We start from the raw sequence: 16,376 nt of genomic DNA, 5'->3' as shown, positions 1-16,376 counted from the left end.
GGCTCTTCGCAGTTGAGGGTGTAGCCCGGGACCGCCGGCTGGTTCGCGGATAGGCGTCGAGGTCTTCCAGGATGGAAGTTCTCACGCTCACCATCCGCCGGAAGACCTCGACTTGCACCACCCTACGTTCGCGACCCCTGACCTGACCACGTTCTGCCGTCTCGACGAGCTCGGCCTTCAGGCCGTCGGGCAGCTGCTCGAGCCTGATCGGGCGGTGCTGGAGTGCCGCGTCGTCGAGGACGACCCGTGGTGTCGGAAGTGCGGCGCGGAGGGCGTGCCGCGTGACACGGTGACGCGGCCGCTGGCGCATGAGCCGTTCGGGCATCGGCCGACGACGCTGCTGGTCCGGGTGCGCCGCTACCGGTGCACGCACTGCCGCCGGACCTGGCGGCAGGACACGTCGAAGGCGGCGGCGCCGAGGGAGAAGATCTCCCGCGGCGGGATTGGGTGGGCACTCACGGCGATCGTGGTCGACCACCTCACCGTCTCCCGCGCCGCAGCAGGGCTCGGGGTGTCGTGGCATACCGCGAACACCGCGATCATCGCCGAAGGCAAGCGTCGCCTGATCGACGACCCGGCGAGGTTCGACGGGGTCACCACGATCGGTGTCGACGAGCACGTCTGGCGTCACACACGGTTTGGCGAGAAGTACGTGACCGTGATCATCGACCTCACCCCCGCGAGGAACAAGACGGGCCCGGCCAGGCTGCTGGACATGGTCGAGGGCCGCTCGAAGCAGGTGTTCAAGGAGTGGCTCGCCGCCCGGCCTGCGGAGTGGTCGAGCCGGATCGAGGTGGTCGCGATGGACGGGTTCTCCGGGTTCAAGACCGCCGCGGCCGAAGAGCTCCCCGACGCGGTCCCGGTGATGGACCCGTTCCACGTCGTCCGCCTCGCCGGCGACGCGCTCGACCGGACCCGGCAGCGCGTCCAACAAGACACCCTCGGGCACCGCGGTCACGCCGGCGACCCGCTCTACGGGGTCCGCCGCACCCTCCACACCGGCGCGAGCTTCCTCACCGAGAAGCAGACCGCGCGGCTCGACGCGGTGTTCGCCGCCGAGGAGCACGTCGAGGTCGAAGCGACCTGGGGCATCTACCAGCGCATCGTCGCCGCCTACCGCGAACCCGACAAGAACAAGGCGAAGGAGATGATGCGGGCGGTGATCGACTCTGTCAGCAACGGCGTCCCCGCGCTGCTCAAAGAGGTCCGTCGCCTCGGCCGCACACTGAAGCAGCGCGCCGCGGACATCCTCGCGTTCTTCGACCGCCCCGGAACGAGCAACGGCCCAACGGAGGCCATCAACGGCCGGCTCGAGCACCTTCGCGGTTCCGCCCTCGGCTTCCGGAACCTCACGCACTACGTCGCCAGATCGCTCCTCGAAGCCGGCGGATTCAGACCGCTCCTACACTCTCATTCGCGATGAGCCGAAAAACAACTGGCGATGAAGCCGTTGCAGGGCAATCAGGCGAGTCAGACAACCAAACGGACTCCGCCCCCCGGTCGGAGAGTAAGGATGCGTCGGACGCTCCACCCCCGGTCCCTGTATGGCAACGCCCGACTCAAGACCTGGTCGGTATGGATGGCGTTATCCAGTGCGAGCGGGGCGAGGTCGTCTGTTATAGCAATGAGCAGCCGGCCGAGGCGTCCGATGAAAAGCCGGCCGTGGACGCGGGGCTGCCGACGCCGGGGCTGAGCGACGTGGCGAAGTTCTTGGCGGTGCGTCCGAAGGTCACGGCAGAGCCGGGGGAGTGGACGCTGGCCGGGTATCCGACGAACTTCGTGGCGGGCGACGCGGCTCAGCAGAAGGCCGGCGAGCTGCTGGGGCACGAAGTCACGGTGAGGTTCACGCCGACCGCGTACACCTGGGATTACGGCGACGGCACGAGTCGAACGCTGGCCGCGGCCGGGCGCACCTGGGCGCAGCTGGGGCAGGAGCAGTTCACGGAGACTCCGACGTCGCATGTGTACGCGGCGAGAGGCACGTACACGGTGACGGTCACCGTGGGATTCACGGCGCAGTACCGCTTCGACGGGCAGGATGCGTGGTCGCAGGTGCCGGGCACGCTGGCGCTGACGTCGGCTCCGGTGACGGTGACCGCCAAGGGCGTGAAGGTCGTGCTGGTGAACGAGGACTGCAACGAGAACCCGACCGGTCCGGGGTGCTGAGCGGTCAAGCGGGAAGTTTGGCGAGGAGCGCTCGCGCGAACGCCCGTGTGTGCGCCGGCACCTCCCGCTCCACCATTGAGAGCCGGGGCACGAGCCCGAGTGAGTCGAATAGGCGCCACGGCGTGGACATCACCCGGTAGATCTCGAACTCCAGCATCGCCTCGCCGGGGTCGACAGACCAGCCGAGAGCGCTCATCCCCCGGACGACCAGCGGCGCGTGGGCGTTCACGCCGCCGTGAGAGTCCGCCGCGATGGTCAGGGTCAGCAACGCCAGCGCGTCCCGTTCCGCGTCGGACAGCTTCAGGGACGCGATGCGGTCGACGACGACATCCCAGAGCCGTGGGGGGTCATCGAACACTGCTCGGGCTGCGGGGGTGAGGACGAGCTTTCCGCGGTACTTGCGGACGAGGCCAAGTCTGTGGGCGACTTCGCGAAGCTCCGCGATGGGCACCGTGTTCTGCTCCCGATTCGAGGCGCCGAACCAGTCCTCCAGCCAGCCGAGTTCGACCATCAGCCCGTGCACGACCGAGGGCGGAAGCCAGCCGGCGCCGGTGAGCTGGATGCCCTCCGCACCGACGGCCTCGAGGAGCGCCTGTAGCGGAGCCATGGCTGCGGTTGCGGTCGCGGTGTCGACCTCGTCGAGAGCGAACGCGCCGTATCGCTGCGCGTACGCCCGCCACTCCGCGGCGGCGGCGGCGGGAGGCATCCGATCGAACAGCGCTCGGACAGCAGGCGGCGCGTCACGGTCGGGGTCGTCGGGGCCGAGGGCCGCCGCGAGCTTGGCGTTGAGTGCCGCGAGATCCGCGTCGTCGGGATCGTAGCTGCGCATGGGGCCGACGACCCACTTCACCCACGATGCGGCTTCTTCGTGGTTTTCGTGCCCGGGGTCGCGCAGCACGGAAGCCAGCTCGGAGAAGCTCTCTATGCCGCCCGAGTCTTCCACCGGGCCGGCGAACCGACCGTCCAGGGCCACGGCGCCGGCGAACGGTGCCTCGTGATCGTCGCCTCGCTCGACCAGCTCGATGACGACGTGCCAGGCGTCGCCGAAGTCGTAGATGTAGTCGATCTGGGTGTGCCCGGTCGCGACGAACGCGGCGTCGATGGACCAGTCGTTCTCGTCGAAGCGCTCGACGGGCCCGTCGAGGTCGGCGTAGTCGTTGCCGGTCGGCCCCCACCGCAGCTTCATGTCGGGCGCGATGCCGAGCTCGGCGTTCGCCGTGCTGAAGTCGAACCATGCGAATTCGTGCAGGTGGACGTCGTTCCACCCGAACGAGAGCTGGATCACCTGGTGCAGTTGACCGAGCGTGAGGCCGCCGTCGACGTCGAGCACACGCCAGATCGCCGGTTCGGAGTCGAGGATCGAGATCGCGAGGCGAAGTCGGTGCGAGCGAAACAATCGGTCGGCGGCGAGGGTTTCGTCGGTCATCGTGTGCTCCGATCGTTTCAGTCGGTCTTGCGGGGTCCGCCGGCGAGGAACTTCGGATGCGTGCCCTTCGGCCCGCCGTACCAGTAGATCGTGCCGTCGCCGCGGCTGTGGAACTCCCAGCCGTTGCGGTGCCGCGCGCGGAACTGCGCCATGTCGGGCGTCGTGGGCGTCCACTGCAGCACGCCGCCGTCTTCGAACTGCACCGACAGCGCGCTGGTCTCGGGTGTGACCGTGGCGAGCACGATCACGTTGTCGATCAGATAGTCGAGCACCTTGCCGGTCGACTTGTCGCGCTCCTTCTGCCCCGAGTCGAACTGCGCCGTCGTCCCGTCCGGCCAGCTGAGCCGGAACGGACCGACGATGTAGATCGCGCCGATCCGCGTATGCAATTCGATGCCGTCGGCGAACACCAGCACGCCGTAGACGCGCTCCGACAGCTCGAGATCGATGAGGCGCTGGCCGGTGCCTTCATCCCATTCGGGTTCGACGGATACCTCGGGGGTCGGTTCTTCGGGTGCTTCGGCGGCCGCCTCTCCCAACGGCTCGCTTTCATCGGGGACGTCGGGCCCGGTAAGCGGCCCGGGAGCCGAGCACAAGAAGCCGCGGCCGTCAGGTGCGGTGGACTCCCAAAGCTCCCAGTCCTGATCCTCCATCGGGTCGTAGTGCACCTTCAGGCCCGAGTCGAACTCGAGGTCGACGGAAGAATCGGTCGACTCGGCGGTGGAGGCGGTAATGCTGGCGCCGATGATGCCGCCGAGCAATCGCAGAGTCGCTGGACTGGACGACGCGTCCTGCGGCCGCCAAACGACGTCGCCTTGGTCGTCGCTGAGCTTGAGGTCGCCGGCCACCCAGAAGTCGGCGCCCTCGGCGCTCAGTTGCAATTGAATGCCGTTCGGGTCGAACTCGAGGGCGGTGACTTCGATGCCGGATAGGCCCAAGTCGATCGTGGTCATTGTCCCCATCCAGTCGGTAGCGGGAAGTCGCCATCAGGGTAGCGAGGGATGTGTGCGGCAGGAGAGTTGCTCTTCACCGGCTTGCCGTCGATGTCGATGTACTCGCCCTTCGCGTTCTTGAACTTGACGTATCCGTTGGGGTACCTGCCGGGATTGGCTGTCTTGTCCATGACTCGGACACTGCCTTCTTCGCCCGTGGCCCCGGGAGGCTTGTAGATGTAACCCTTCTTGTTTTTCGTGAGCTCCTTCGTCCAGTCGGACTTGGTGCCACGCATCTCGCCGGGCGGCTCGTCACCCTTGACCTTGTCGCCCGTGTACTCCTCGTCACCGGGCTTGCCCGAGCGGAAGGGCTGGCACCCCTCGTTCACGAGCGGGTCGCAGTTGGTGTAGGGGTTGATGCGGTCGCGCTTCCGCTGCGCTTCTTGTTCCGCATCCTGTTGCGCCGCCTGCTGCTTCCCTGACCTCTTCTTCTTCCGCCTCTCGACGACGCTCATGTCGGTCGAGCCCGGGATCACGAGGATCGTGCCGATCACACCGGCGATGCCCGCGGCGGTCGCACCCGCGCCTGCACCGACGGCGCCGGCGACCTCGCCGAGGGTCTCGCCGACGCCGCCGAGCGCGGCGCCGATCTCACCCCACGGCACCTCGAGCGGGATCACCGGCGCCGGTACCGCGGTGCTCTTGTAGGCCGCCGCGCGCGTGTCACCGCTGGCCGCGCGCGGCGGGTCGATGCGGGGAAGGGAGCCGGCGTCGAGCTCTCCGCCCCGGATGGCCGTGATCGCCGCGGCCCAGCCCGAGAGGGATGCGTCGATGCGCGACGACCAGGTCGGGTCATCCGATTCGACGGATGCGCGCGCCTGCAGCCAGCGCAACTCGTCCGCCGCCGAGAGCAGCGTCGAGTGCAACCGCCCCGCCGCGCCCGCGAGCCCCTCGGCCAACGACGCGGCCGGCACCACCCAGCGGTGCTGCGCGTCGTCGACCCCGGGCGCGACCAGCGCGTGCGGCAGCGACGCCCACGCCGTCGACGCCTGACGGGTCGCATCCTCGAGTCGCGTCAGGGCGGCGGCGTAGTCGGCGGCCGCATCGGCCAGCGCGGCGGGCGACCTCACAGCAGGGCCCCGGCGGCCTGGGCATCCGCGCGCACGATCGACGCCGACGCGGCTTCGATCGCGTCGGCGACCTGTTCGAGGTGCTGCGAGAGGGGCGTGCCGTCGAGCCGGCGCGGGGCGAGGTAGGCGGCGACGGCCGCGTCAAGCGGTCCGAAGGCGGCGGCGCAGCGGGCGAGTTCCGCGGCGGCCGTCGAGGCGGCGAGCTCGGCGTCGCGGGCAGCGGATGCCGCGTGCCGCAGCCGCTTCGCCAGGTCGGCCGCGGTGGTCGTCTCCAAGACCATCGTCATGGGAAGGGAGATTAGGGAAGGGGGCGGGGGCGGTGCGCGGGGTAGGGAGCGGGCTGTGGAAAACGGGGGCTTCGAGACGCGCCTGCGGCGCTCCTCAGCCGGCGGAGGACGGGGGCTTCGAGACGCGCTTGCGGCGCTCCTCAGCCGGCGGAGGGCGGGCGGGTCTCGATACGCGCGCCGCGGGCGCTACTCGACCAGCGGGGGACGCGGGGAAGATGGGGCCATGACGTGGGAAGACGTGGGGCGGGTTGCCGCAACCCGCGGCGGCGCCTCGTCGATCCTCGTGATGCGCGGCGACGACGTGCTCTTCGAGCAGCTCGTCGGTGCCGGGCCAGACGACCTCTTCTACACGTTCAGTGTCTCCAAGCCCTTCACGGCGCTCGCCGTGCACCTGCTCGCCGAACGCGGAGGCCTCGACCTCGACGACCCGGTGGCCAGGCACTGGCCCGAATACGCCGCAAATGGAAAACAAGAGACGACGATCCGCCAGGTGCTCACGCATCGCAGCGGAGCGCCGTACTCGACCGGCACGGCGGTGGGCGACGCGCTGCGGATGGCCGACTGGGACGCATCCGTCGCCGCGGCCGCCCGCGCGCGCCCCCGCTACCGGCCGGGTAAGGTCGTCGCATACCACCTGCTCAGCTGCGGGTTCATCCTCGGCGAGCTCGTGCGCCGCGTCGACGGCAGGCCGATCCGGCAGTTCCTCGACGAGGAGTTCGCGCAGCCGCTCGGCCTCGCCAGCACGCACCTCGGGCTGACAACCGAGCTGCATCCGAGGAGCGTGCCGCTCTCGGCGGGGCATCCGATCGAACATATACGTCGAGCGGCATTCAATCGGCGGCGGGTGCGCGAGGCGGTGATCCCGGCTGCGGGCATCCAGACCACGGCGCGCGACCTCGCGACCTTCTATCGGATGCTTCTGGCCGGCGGCCGCGGAATCCTGTCGCCGTCCTCGATCGCGGCAGCCCGCGCCGTGTCCGCCGATGGCGAGCCCGACCGCGTGATCGGCCACACGATGCGTTGGGGGCACGGCTTCCAGCTGGGCTTCCCGGGACAGGTGCGGCCGATGGGCACGCGGGCGTCGGCCGAGATGTTCGGGCACAACGGCAGCGCCGTGTGCAACGTGTGGGCCGACCCGACGCGCGACGTCGTATTCGTGTGGCTGAACAGCGTGATCCTGCCGCGGGGCGCCGGCTTGAGGCACATCTCGGATCTCTCCGATGTCGTGATCGAGGCGGTGGACTCGACCCCTTGATGTCGGCGCCTCACGGCCGGGCGCCGGCGGCAGCGCTGCAGGCGTCGATGTCGGCGTCAATGTCAGTGGTCACTGTCAGCCTGTAATGGCCGAATCGAACGATCGGATAGGTCACGGGAGGCCTCAAATGTCACGCAACACCATGTCCGCTCAGGAGGAGCGGGAGTACGCCGACTGGCTGCTGGAGTTGACTCAGCAGGCGCGCCACGCCAAGCAGAAGCAGACCAACGAGTACTGGCACCACGTCGCCGAGCGGCTCCTCACCGCCTTCGGGGCGGGCGACCCCGACGAGGAGAAGTAGCGCCGGGCGCACGCTCAGCGCTCAGCGCACGACCTCGAGGCTGACCTCGACGGGCGAGCCCGCGACCAGGTGGTTGCGGGCTCGCACCTCTTTCTTCACCGGCAGCACGAAGGTGCCGCGCTTGTCGTCGGGGAACACCGACGTGTTCCACGTCACGTGCCCGACGGTCGCCTCGACCTTCACCGAGCCCCAGCCGCCGGGGATGATCGGCAGGGCCGTGATGGCATCGGATACCTCGGTCGGCAGCGCCATGAAGAACCAGTTGTCGCGCGCGCTCCACTCGTACAGCTCGGCGGTGAACTCGTAGGGCATGGTGCGATTGTGCCCGCCGGTCTGGTAGTTCAGCGTCGCACGACGCTGAACCCTCCCTTTGCGAAGGCACGCAGCACCACCGACATGGGGCCGCCCAGCGACAGCTGGGAGACCTCGGGCTGCAGGAGCAGCGCATCGATCTTCACCGAGCCCGAGACCACGCGTGCCGTGACCGAGACTGCGTCCGCGGGCACGGCAGTCGGAAGCGACAGTGGGAGCAGCGCGTCCGGTGTCGGTGCGATGCCCTGCGCGCCAAGGCCGCCGTTGCCCGTCGTTCCCAGCGACACGACGTGACCTGAGCGCAGAGTGGCCGTCCAGTACGTGGAACCTGAAGAGGCCGAAGCCACATCAACGATCGGATAGACCTTCGAGGCAGTGATACCGGACGCGAGTGGAATCGTGACCGACGCGCCCGTCGACGCCTCGACGTAAGAGCTAGACCAGTTCGCCGAACCGGTCCATGCCGAAGTCGGCGTCTGCACCGATCCGGCACCCGATAGCGTGCCGCTCTCCGCTTCAGCCACACTGAGCCCGCTTCGAGAGATAACGTTCGTCGCCCGCGTTGCGACCGCTCGGATCCGCGGATGGGCATCCAACGTCAGCATCGTCAGCTGCGTGTGGATCGTTGATTCGGCGCCGCAGTTGCGATTGATCGTGCCATCCCCCGCTACTCCGTCGACACATGTCCCGGTCGTTGGGTCGTACAGCGGCTGACCCGAGCGGTTGGCGCCGAAGTACCAGGCGGCCGCCATACCTGCGAGCGTCTGCAGCGACTCGTCGTGCGAGCGTGCGGCCACGGTTACGATCGACTGCACGAGAGCGTCGGCGCCGTACGCGATCTGCGTCTGATCGAAAGGTGTGGGCGTCCACCCGTTGTCGGGTCCGCCGGTGGTGAGCACTTGCGGAATGAAATTCCTCACCGCGCTCTCGGCGATGCGCTGATAGTCGGGGCGCCCGAGGGCCGCCGCGGCAGCCGAAAGCGCCTCCGGCGCCTCGCCGCCCCAGCCGTTCCACATCGAGCGCGACGTCGTCGTGGCCAGAAACCCACCGAACGGCCACACACCGGGCCGGCCGGCGGCCATCGCGGCAAGCCCGTCCGCCTCCTTCGCCAGCGCCGACCGAGTGAGCGAGTCACGCGGGTCCGCACGCAGCGCTGCGCTCAGTCCCAGCACAGCCTCGGAGGTCGCGGCCGTGCTCTGCGTCACGATCCATGCGGGAACCCGGGCACCGTTCGAGACATCCCACTGGCCGTATCGGGCCAATGACCCGCGGTTCAGGGCCGCCACGGCGAGGTCGTAGCGCTGCTCGAGGAACCAAGCGAACGAGGCATCCGATCGCTCGAATGCCGGGAGCGCCTCACCCAGCGCCCAGATCGTGCGCGCCAGCCAGAATGATTCGCCGGCATCGCTGGGGTCCGGGGAGTCGGCCGGGGTCGGTGACGCGTTGAGCGTGCCGTCGGCCTGCTGCCACAGCACGACATCGCCCGCGTTGGGGCCGGACGCGGTCTGAAGGTAGGTGAGCTCGCGCAGCAACTCGTACGCGTGCTGTCGACTCGACGCGGTGTGGTTCTGCTGCCAGTCCCGCACATAGACGACGGCGGCGCGCGCGATGTCGTCCGCGTCGAAAGCGCCTTGCCCGTAGTAGCCCGTCTCCGGATCGAACGTGCCGCCGCCGACCGGCCGGTACGAGCCGTCGGACTGCCGGTCGGCATACACCCATGGTGCTTCCGCGGTGGGCTCCTGCTTCAGCCGATAGGTCGTGTGACCGGAGACGCCGGCCAGCAGCGGCACATCGTCGAGCAGGAAGTCGAGGTGACCGAGGTTGGTCACGGCGGCGTCCGCGACGGATGCGTCGTGTGGTTGTGCGTGCGTCGCGGCCTGTGCCGCGGCGGGCAGTGTCGGCGTCGCCGCAAGGGCGAGCGCCGTCACCGAGGTGAGGGCGAGTTTGAGCATCGTTGCTCCGATCTCTGGTTGTCTCCTGGGGTCAGGTGTGATCGAGGCGCGCGACCCCGATCTTCGAGTCGGCCATGCCGTAAAAAACGAAACGCCGACCTTCGATCTCCTCGATCGCGGTGGGGAAGACGACGTTGGGCACGATGCCGCTGCGTTCGTCGGCCGTGTCGGCCGACAGCAGCGGCTCTGCGGTGCGCTGCAGCACCTTCCACGGTTCCTGCGCGTCGAGGATCATGCCGCCTGCCGCGTAGTTGACCGCCTTCTGCTGAGCGACACCGGGCACGAGTTCGCCCGTGACGCCGTGGTAGATCAGCAGCCAGCCCTCCTCGACGCGCACCGGGGCCGGTCCACTGCCGATCTTCGTGTGCTCGAAGCGTGCCTGGGGCCACGCCACGACACGATGGTGACGCCACCACGTCAAGGCCCCGAGATCTTGTTCGACCTCCGCCACCGGCACGAAGCTCATCCAGATGCTCGGCCGCTCGTCGGGCAGCCCGACCGGGGGCCGAGCGACCTCGCCGGGGCGGATGTCACGCAGATCCCACGACGGCCGGTGGAGGACCGCGAAGCTCGGCACCCCATCCGGATCATCGACCACTTCAGGGAAGAACACCGTGTCCTTGTTCGGGTAGAGCCCGAGATCCACGCCGAGCTCGTCGTCGTACTCGAAGGTGACCGGGCCCAGCCGCTTCCACGACCGTTCGTCTCGGGATACGGCGACGGCAGTGCGGGCACCCAGAGGTCCGTACGCCACGTAGGTCATCACGTTGAGGCCGAGTTCGGGAACGAAAGTGACCCGCGGGTCTTCGACGCCGGCGTTCTGTGCGCCGTGCTCCCAACTGCGGTCTGGCGCGAGAGCGATGCCGGCTCTTGAGACGCCGATGGGAGCGCCATCCGCCACCTCGATCTTCGCCAGCCCGATGCGCGACACGTTGCCCGCGGCGACGAGCCGCGGAAGCAGATAGAGCGCGCCATCGGCGCCGCGCACGCTCGCGGGGTTCAGTACGCCCTCGACCTCGAGTTCGTTGCCGGGCTCGGGCGCCATCAACAGCCCGAGACGCGTCAGGGAGTAGGGGAAGTCGGTCATCAATGCTCCGAAGGTTGTGGCCGAAAGGCGGCGGGAATATCAGTTGACGGACCGGTACAGGTACAGTTCGCGCACACCGGGCGGCGCGTCCCAACCCTGGGCGAAGGTCCACCGGCCCCGATGGAGGATCAGACCGCCCCAGGCCAGGGATCCGCCGCGGTGGATGGCGAGCTGGGTGAACGGGTCGGCGGCGGAGTACAGCGCCTGCGCCGCCGCGAACGACCCGTCGGGCTCGCTGTAGAAGAAGTCGAGCACCAGCCGATCTCCGACGACCACCGCACATGCCACCTCGTGCAGGTGGCCGAGCGCTGAGACGTCGAGGTATGGCTGTTCCTCGAAGGTCCAGTTCTCAAGGTCCGGCGAACGGCCGACCACGGATGCTCCGCCGCAGCCCTCCGAGAGGAACATCAGGTACTCGTCGCCTATTCTCACCGCCTCACCCGTGCCGTCCGTAGGGACGACGGCGCCCTTCGCCCACAGCCGCGAAACCTCGTGCGGCACGACGCGACCGCGCTTCTGCCAGTGCACGAGGTCGTCCGAGACCGCCACGTTGATGTCGCACCCGACGTCGCCGAGCGGCCAGCGGGGCGAGGGGAAGCGGCCGACCTCCTCCGCGTCATCCAGGGGCCAGATGCCGTTGTAGAAGAGGTAGTAGCGGCCGTTCGCCGAGTACACCTTCGGGTCCTCGACGCCGAGCAGTTCGTTGTCGAGAGTCGGATACACGACAGGGGAACCGCTGTCGCGCCACCCGTTCTCGTCGGTGCGCACGGCATGCCCGATGCGGCTCTCCATGCTCTCCTTGCGTGGCGAGGCGCGGTAGAAGAGGTGCAACTCGCCTGCGCGCGAGATCAGGCTGGGGTTGAAGATGGCGGAGCTCGTCCAGCCGATGCCGGTAGGGTCGGGCCACTGGCCCTCGAGCCGGAAGGTCAGCGTGTCGTCGCGCCGGAACGGCCCGATCGCCCAGTCGGGCCTTTCTGCCCAGTCGGACGAGAACTGGTCGGTCGACAGCGCGTCCGTGGCCGCGTTGGTGTGCTGCAGCGCACGCTCGAGGCCCGCGTGCAAGGCATCCGTCGTCAATGGCTTCAACGTTCAGCCCTCACCCCTTCACCGATGAGCCGATGTCGGTCGAGATGAAGTACCGCTGGAACGCGATGAACAGCACGACGACCGGCGCCGCGAGTACCACGGCCCCTGACAGCACCGCTCCGAAAGGATTCGAGGCTGTCGCGGCGACGTTACTGATGTAGTTGGCCAGCGAGACCGCGAGGGGCTGCATGCTCGACTCCTTGGTGATCAGGAACGGCCAAAGGAACTCGTTCCACGGTCCGATGAAGGTGAGCAGGACGACGGTGACGAGCGCCGGGCGTACGAGCGGCAGCGCAACCCGCCACAACAGCCGGAATTCGCCGGCGCCGTCGATGCGAGCGGCCTCGAACAGCTCCCGCGGCACTTGCAGGAAGTACTGCCGGAAGATGATCACGGCTGTCGAGTTGATCGCGAACGGCAGGATCATGCCGAGGTAGTTGTCGGCCAGCCCGTAATCACGGGCGATCAGCACGTAGAGCGGAATGATCAGCAACTGGAACGGGATCACCTGCACCAGAAGCGCCAGTGCGAAAGTCGCGCTACGCCCGCGCCACTGCAGGATCGCCAGCGAGTAACCCGCGAGCACTCCGAACACGACCGTGCATAGCAGTACTCCGCCGGTGAAGATGCCCGAGTTGACGAGACCCTGCAGCAGGTTGATTCTGCCGTTGATATCCGCATAGTTCGACAAGGTCAGATTGCCCGCCTCGGGGAATGCCCCTGCGATCGTGGTGTCCGGGCTCTTCTGCAGCGACCCGATGACCATGTAATAGAACGGGAACAGGAACGCGATCGCGCCCACGGCCAACACGACCCCCCGCAGCACGGTCTGGCCACGGCTCAATCCCCTGATACGCATCAGTCCCTCCCTCCCGCGAAGCGGTTCTGCAGCCACGCGATGATCAGTACGAACACGACGAGCACGATCCCGATGGCCGCCGCATAGCCCGGATGCCCCTGTTCGATGCCTTGCTGATACATCACCAGTACGGGGCTCGCCGAGGCGCCGCTGGGCCCGCCCCCGCCCGTGAGCAGATACGGTTCGGTGAACAGGTTGGCGCCGATCACGGTCGACAGCAGGAGCACGAGAACCGTTGCGGGCCGCACCCCGGGCACGGTGACGGAGAAGAACGAGCGCACTTTGCCCGCACCGTCCGTGGCGGCCGACTCGTACAACTCGCCTGGTACGTTCTGCAGTGCCGCGAGGTAAAGCAAGATGTAGAAGCCGAGCTGCTTCCAGGTGACGAACAATGCGATCGTGGGCATCGCCAGGTGCGAGTTGACGAGCCACGACGGGCTCGGTGCGAGCGGGCCGAGCAGCGTATTGACCAGGCCGTTCCCCGAGAAGAGGAACAGCCACACACCCACGACCGCGACGCTCGCTGTGACGTACGGCACGTAATAGCTCACGCGCAGGAAAGTGCGGAAGTGCACCACGGAGTTGAGCGCGGTGGCCAGCAGAAGCGAAAGCACGACCGTCAGCGGCACGTTGATCGCGAGGAACACGAGCACATTGCCGAACGACTGCAGCACTTTCGGGTCGGTGAAGACCTGGAGGTAGTTGTCGAGACCCACGAACGGCCGGTCGACGACGGCGCCCGGTGCGGCGAAGAAGTAATCGTAGAACGACATGTACACGGCGAAGCCGAGCGGGTAAGCGAAGATCCCCAGCACGAACACCAGGTAGGGCGCGCTGAACAGCCAGCCCAGTGGGTTCCGGCCGAAGACGCGCAGGTGAAGCGGATGCTTCAGCCGGCGCTCCCCGCCACCGTGGCCCGGCCGGCCCGAGGCGCGCGCGCCGCCGGCCGGCCGGATCGTGTCGGTTGCAGACATCGGACTACTTCGCGGTCCAGGTCTGCGTGATCTTGTCAGAGGCCTGTTTCAACTGGCTGTCGAGGTCACCGTCCCCGGCGATCACGGCCTTCGTGTAGAAGTCGCGCAGAGCCTGCAGAGTAGCGATCGTGTTCGGCCCGGTCGGGTCGTCGACCGTGCGCTCGGCTTGGCTGGCGAACTCCTTGTAGGCGGGATTCTTGGCGAAGTAGTCGGGATACACGGTCTGCAGATCGCTGCGGATCGGCATCTGCCCCGTGGTCTCAAGCAGCTTGCCATCCTGGTCCTGGCTGGTGGCGAACTTCAGCACGTCCCATGCCGTGCCCTGGTTCTTGCACGACGTGTACATGCCGATGTTCTTCGCGTCGGGGAAGGTGTAGATCTGGTCGGCACTCATGCCGTCCTTCGTCGGCACCGGAACTTCACCCCAATTGATGTCCTTGTACACGGGGATTGCCCATGGGCCGACAATGGCCATGGCCGACGTACCGGACGCGAAAGCGTCGTTCTGCACCGGCTCCTTCCCTGCGAGGCCGTCAGCATAGATCGTCTTCCAGAATTGAAGGACGTCCTTGCCGGCGGGGCTGTCGATAGTCGACTTATCGTCTTCGACGAGTGGGGTGCCCTTCGTCTCGGCCGCGTAAAGCGGAAGGAAGTCGAAATTAGGCTGGAAGAACTCGCTGGTTGGAGCTGGGTAGATGGCGTACTTCGCGGCACCGCTAGACGTGATCTTCTTCGCGGTCGCGAGGAAGTCGGCGTACGTCGACAGCTTCGGGTGATCGGGGTCGAGGCCGGCCTTCTTGAAGATGTCTTTGTTGTAGAAGATCATCACGGGGTTCGACTTCCAGGGCATCTGGTAGAAGTCGCCGTCCGACGACTTGTACTGGTCGGCAGCCTTTCCGCTTCGCGCTTCGATGTATTTGTCTGCGCCCGGGAACTTGGACAAGTCGACGAGACCGCCCTGCTTCTGGAACTGGCCCGTGGCGGCGGGCAGGTTGTTGAACACGAGGCAGGGCGTGGTGCCCGCGGTGATCGCGGCGCCGATGACCTCTTCCGTGCTCTTGCCGGCCGGAACCTCCTGTGCCTTGATCGTCTCCTTGGGATGGGCCGCATTCCACGCCTTGACCATCGCCTTGCCCCAGGCGACCTCTTGCTCGTTGTTCGAGTACCAGATTGTGATCGGGCCGTGGGAGCTGAGCGCCTTCGTGCTCGCACCGCCATTGTTCGTGCAGCCGGTCAGCGCGAGCGCTACGAGACTGGCTGCGGCCGCTGCTGTGGTCCATCTGCGTCGTTGCATCGGATCCTCCTTGGTTTGTGTTTCCTTTTCGTTCCCGTGGTCGACGAAGAACTCGCAGTGGGCGCAGGTGCGAACGTGGAAAGCGGCGCGGGCCGGCGTCGGGGCGCGAAATCGTCGAATTCTGTTTTTGGGTCTTGTTCGGCCTGCCAATGCGGGCCGGTCATCGGTTTCAGCCTGGGGAGCCGGGCGGCGCGGTCGACGAACGCAGGATCAGTGCGGCGGCCGGAAGGGTCACGTCGTCGCCGTCTCCGTTCTCGATGTAGCTGAGGAGGGCCGTGGCCGCGGCACGCCCCCAGCCGACCGGGTCGTTGTCGAGAGTGGTGAGGGCCGGGTATACGAATCGGCCGGTATCCGACCCGTCCATTCCTGTGATGGACAGGTCACGCGGCAGCGTGAGACCGCGCTCATGGGCGACGGCGATGCCTGCGATCGCCATCGGGTCATTCGCGTAGACGATCGCAGTGGGGCGCTCGCTGCGATCGAGCAGGCGGTGGGTGGCCGCCGCGCCGCTCTCCGGAGAGAAATCGGTGTGCTCCACGATGGTTTGCAGGCCGAGTCGTGCGGCGACCTCGAGGTGCCGGGTCAGGCGAGTTGTGGCATGCTGCATCCGTTCGTCGCCCGCGACGTGCGCGACGCGGCGGTGACCAAGCTCTGCTAGGTGCGTCAGGAGCTCGTCGATGCCAGCATCGTAATCACGCACGATGGCTGGGAACGGGCTCTCGGAATCCGGCCTTCCCAGGGTCACTGCGCGCTGTCCGAGATCGGCGACAAGCCGGACGCGGGGGTCGTCTTGCAATAGGTCGGTGATCAGGAAGCCGTCAACGCGACGGTCGGAGGTGAGTCTGCGATAGGCCTCGAACTCGCGCTCGACATCCGGAACAACACTCAGCACGAGCACTTGGTCCCGCTCGGCGAGAACGCTCTCGACTCCCGCGAGGAAGGATGCGAAGAACGGGTCGGCTTGGAACGTGATCGGGTCGCGCCGCACGATGAACCCGAGGGAATAGGCGCGTTTCGTCGCAAGGCCGCGGGCGTTCGCGCTGGGGCGCCAACCCAGTTCTGCCACGGCGGCATCGATCCTCTTGCGGGTCTCTTGTGCGACACCTGGGCGGCCGTTCAGCGCGAGCGACACGAGGCCCTTGCTCACACCCGCCGTGCGAGCAACGTCTTCGATAGTCGGCTGGCGCGTCATTGGGCTGCGATCTCCTCGTGGCTTGAACCGGTTTAAAGCTAGGTGGGGTCGTGGCCTTGGTCAAGCACTTTCTTAAACCGGTTCAAAAGACAACACCGCATGCACTGTCCGACGGTCGTCGCG

16 protein-coding genes are annotated in these 16,376 nt (G+C 67.5%); 4 read left to right on the top strand and 12 right to left on the bottom strand.

Annotated features, from left to right (window positions below; translation table 11 throughout):
- The first annotated feature begins 112 nt into the window (after positions 1–112).
- Both H563_RS0109920 and H563_RS16105 read left to right on the top strand, forming a co-directional pair.
- Entirely contained in the window at positions 113–1,423 is a 1,311-nt protein-coding gene (locus H563_RS0109920; RefSeq protein WP_022882454.1) for an ISL3-like element ISPfr18 family transposase, read from the top strand.
- 152 nt (positions 1,424–1,575) lie between these two features.
- Positions 1,576–2,166, top strand: a complete 591-nt coding sequence (locus H563_RS16105; protein ID WP_162138944.1) for a PKD domain-containing protein — start codon at positions 1,576–1,578, stop codon at positions 2,164–2,166.
- Between the two features lie 4 nt (positions 2,167–2,170).
- Here H563_RS16105 and H563_RS0109910 read toward each other — a convergent pair whose 3' ends face one another.
- From H563_RS0109910 to H563_RS0109895, 4 genes are read right to left on the bottom strand one after another with little or no spacing between them, the layout of a single operon-like run.
- Positions 2,171–3,592, bottom strand: a complete 1,422-nt coding sequence (locus tag H563_RS0109910; protein ID WP_022882452.1) for a plasmid pRiA4b ORF-3 family protein — start codon at positions 3,590–3,592, stop codon at positions 2,171–2,173.
- 17 nt (positions 3,593–3,609) lie between these two features.
- Complete coding sequence (locus H563_RS0109905) at positions 3,610–4,545, bottom strand: DUF6188 family protein (RefSeq protein WP_022882451.1); 936 nt, start codon at positions 4,543–4,545, stop codon at positions 3,610–3,612.
- Positions 4,542–5,654, bottom strand: a complete 1,113-nt coding sequence (locus tag H563_RS0109900; RefSeq protein ID WP_022882450.1) for a hypothetical protein — start codon at positions 5,652–5,654, stop codon at positions 4,542–4,544. Before H563_RS0109900 ends, H563_RS0109905 begins: the two co-directional genes overlap by 4 nt.
- Positions 5,651–5,941 carry a hypothetical protein gene (locus tag H563_RS0109895; protein ID WP_155865158.1) on the bottom strand — a complete coding sequence of 97 codons (291 nt, stop codon included), beginning with the start codon at positions 5,939–5,941 and terminating at the stop codon, positions 5,651–5,653. Before H563_RS0109895 ends, H563_RS0109900 begins: the two co-directional genes overlap by 4 nt.
- A gap of 223 nt (positions 5,942–6,164) precedes the next feature.
- Between H563_RS0109895 and H563_RS17435 the strand changes: the two genes are divergently transcribed.
- Both H563_RS17435 and H563_RS17925 read left to right on the top strand, forming a co-directional pair.
- The gene (locus tag H563_RS17435) at positions 6,165–7,196 is read left to right on the top strand and encodes a serine hydrolase domain-containing protein (RefSeq protein WP_022882448.1); all 1,032 of its coding nucleotides are present in this window, start codon (positions 6,165–6,167) and stop codon (positions 7,194–7,196) included.
- Between the two features lie 127 nt (positions 7,197–7,323).
- The gene (locus H563_RS17925) at positions 7,324–7,497 is read left to right on the top strand and encodes a hypothetical protein (RefSeq protein ID WP_155865154.1); all 174 of its coding nucleotides are present in this window, start codon (positions 7,324–7,326) and stop codon (positions 7,495–7,497) included.
- A 21-nt stretch (positions 7,498–7,518) separates the two neighbouring features.
- Here the strand turns inward: H563_RS17925 and H563_RS0109880 are convergent, their stop codons facing one another.
- The 8 genes from H563_RS0109880 to H563_RS0109845 all read right to left on the bottom strand — a co-directional run bounded on the left by H563_RS0109880 (position 7,519) and on the right by H563_RS0109845 (position 16,253).
- Positions 7,519–7,809 carry a DUF1905 domain-containing protein gene (locus tag H563_RS0109880; RefSeq protein WP_022882446.1) on the bottom strand — a complete coding sequence of 97 codons (291 nt, stop codon included), beginning with the start codon at positions 7,807–7,809 and terminating at the stop codon, positions 7,519–7,521.
- A gap of 29 nt (positions 7,810–7,838) precedes the next feature.
- Positions 7,839–9,761, bottom strand: a complete 1,923-nt coding sequence (locus H563_RS16095; RefSeq protein ID WP_022882445.1) for a hypothetical protein — start codon at positions 9,759–9,761, stop codon at positions 7,839–7,841.
- Positions 9,762–9,792: 31 nt separating this feature from the next.
- Positions 9,793–10,848: a glycoside hydrolase family 130 protein gene (locus H563_RS0109870; protein ID WP_022882444.1), complete on the bottom strand. Its 1,056-nt coding sequence runs from the start codon at positions 10,846–10,848 to the stop codon at positions 9,793–9,795.
- A gap of 39 nt (positions 10,849–10,887) precedes the next feature.
- On the bottom strand, positions 10,888–11,934 hold the full coding sequence (locus H563_RS0109865) for a glycoside hydrolase family 130 protein (RefSeq protein ID WP_027479310.1): 1,047 nt from the start codon (positions 11,932–11,934) through the stop codon (positions 10,888–10,890).
- 10 nt (positions 11,935–11,944) lie between these two features.
- Positions 11,945–12,793: a carbohydrate ABC transporter permease gene (locus H563_RS0109860; RefSeq protein WP_081416251.1), complete on the bottom strand. Its 849-nt coding sequence runs from the start codon at positions 12,791–12,793 to the stop codon at positions 11,945–11,947.
- Positions 12,793–13,767 carry a carbohydrate ABC transporter permease gene (locus H563_RS0109855; protein WP_022882441.1) on the bottom strand — a complete coding sequence of 325 codons (975 nt, stop codon included), beginning with the start codon at positions 13,765–13,767 and terminating at the stop codon, positions 12,793–12,795. The genes H563_RS0109860 and H563_RS0109855 overlap by 1 nt, the downstream gene beginning before the upstream one ends.
- A 4-nt stretch (positions 13,768–13,771) precedes the next feature.
- The gene (locus H563_RS0109850) at positions 13,772–15,061 is read right to left on the bottom strand and encodes an ABC transporter substrate-binding protein (RefSeq protein ID WP_022882440.1); all 1,290 of its coding nucleotides are present in this window, start codon (positions 15,059–15,061) and stop codon (positions 13,772–13,774) included.
- Positions 15,062–15,230: 169 nt separating this feature from the next.
- Complete coding sequence (locus tag H563_RS0109845; protein ID WP_022882439.1) at positions 15,231–16,253, bottom strand: LacI family DNA-binding transcriptional regulator; 1,023 nt, start codon at positions 16,251–16,253, stop codon at positions 15,231–15,233.
- Between the last annotated feature and the right edge of the window lie 123 nt (positions 16,254–16,376).

Source organism: Gryllotalpicola ginsengisoli DSM 22003 (assembly GCF_000419445.1).
In the GTDB taxonomy this organism is placed as follows: Bacteria; Actinomycetota; Actinomycetes; order Actinomycetales; family Microbacteriaceae; genus Gryllotalpicola; species Gryllotalpicola ginsengisoli.
This window is presented reverse-complemented; position numbering and strand designations above follow the sequence as displayed.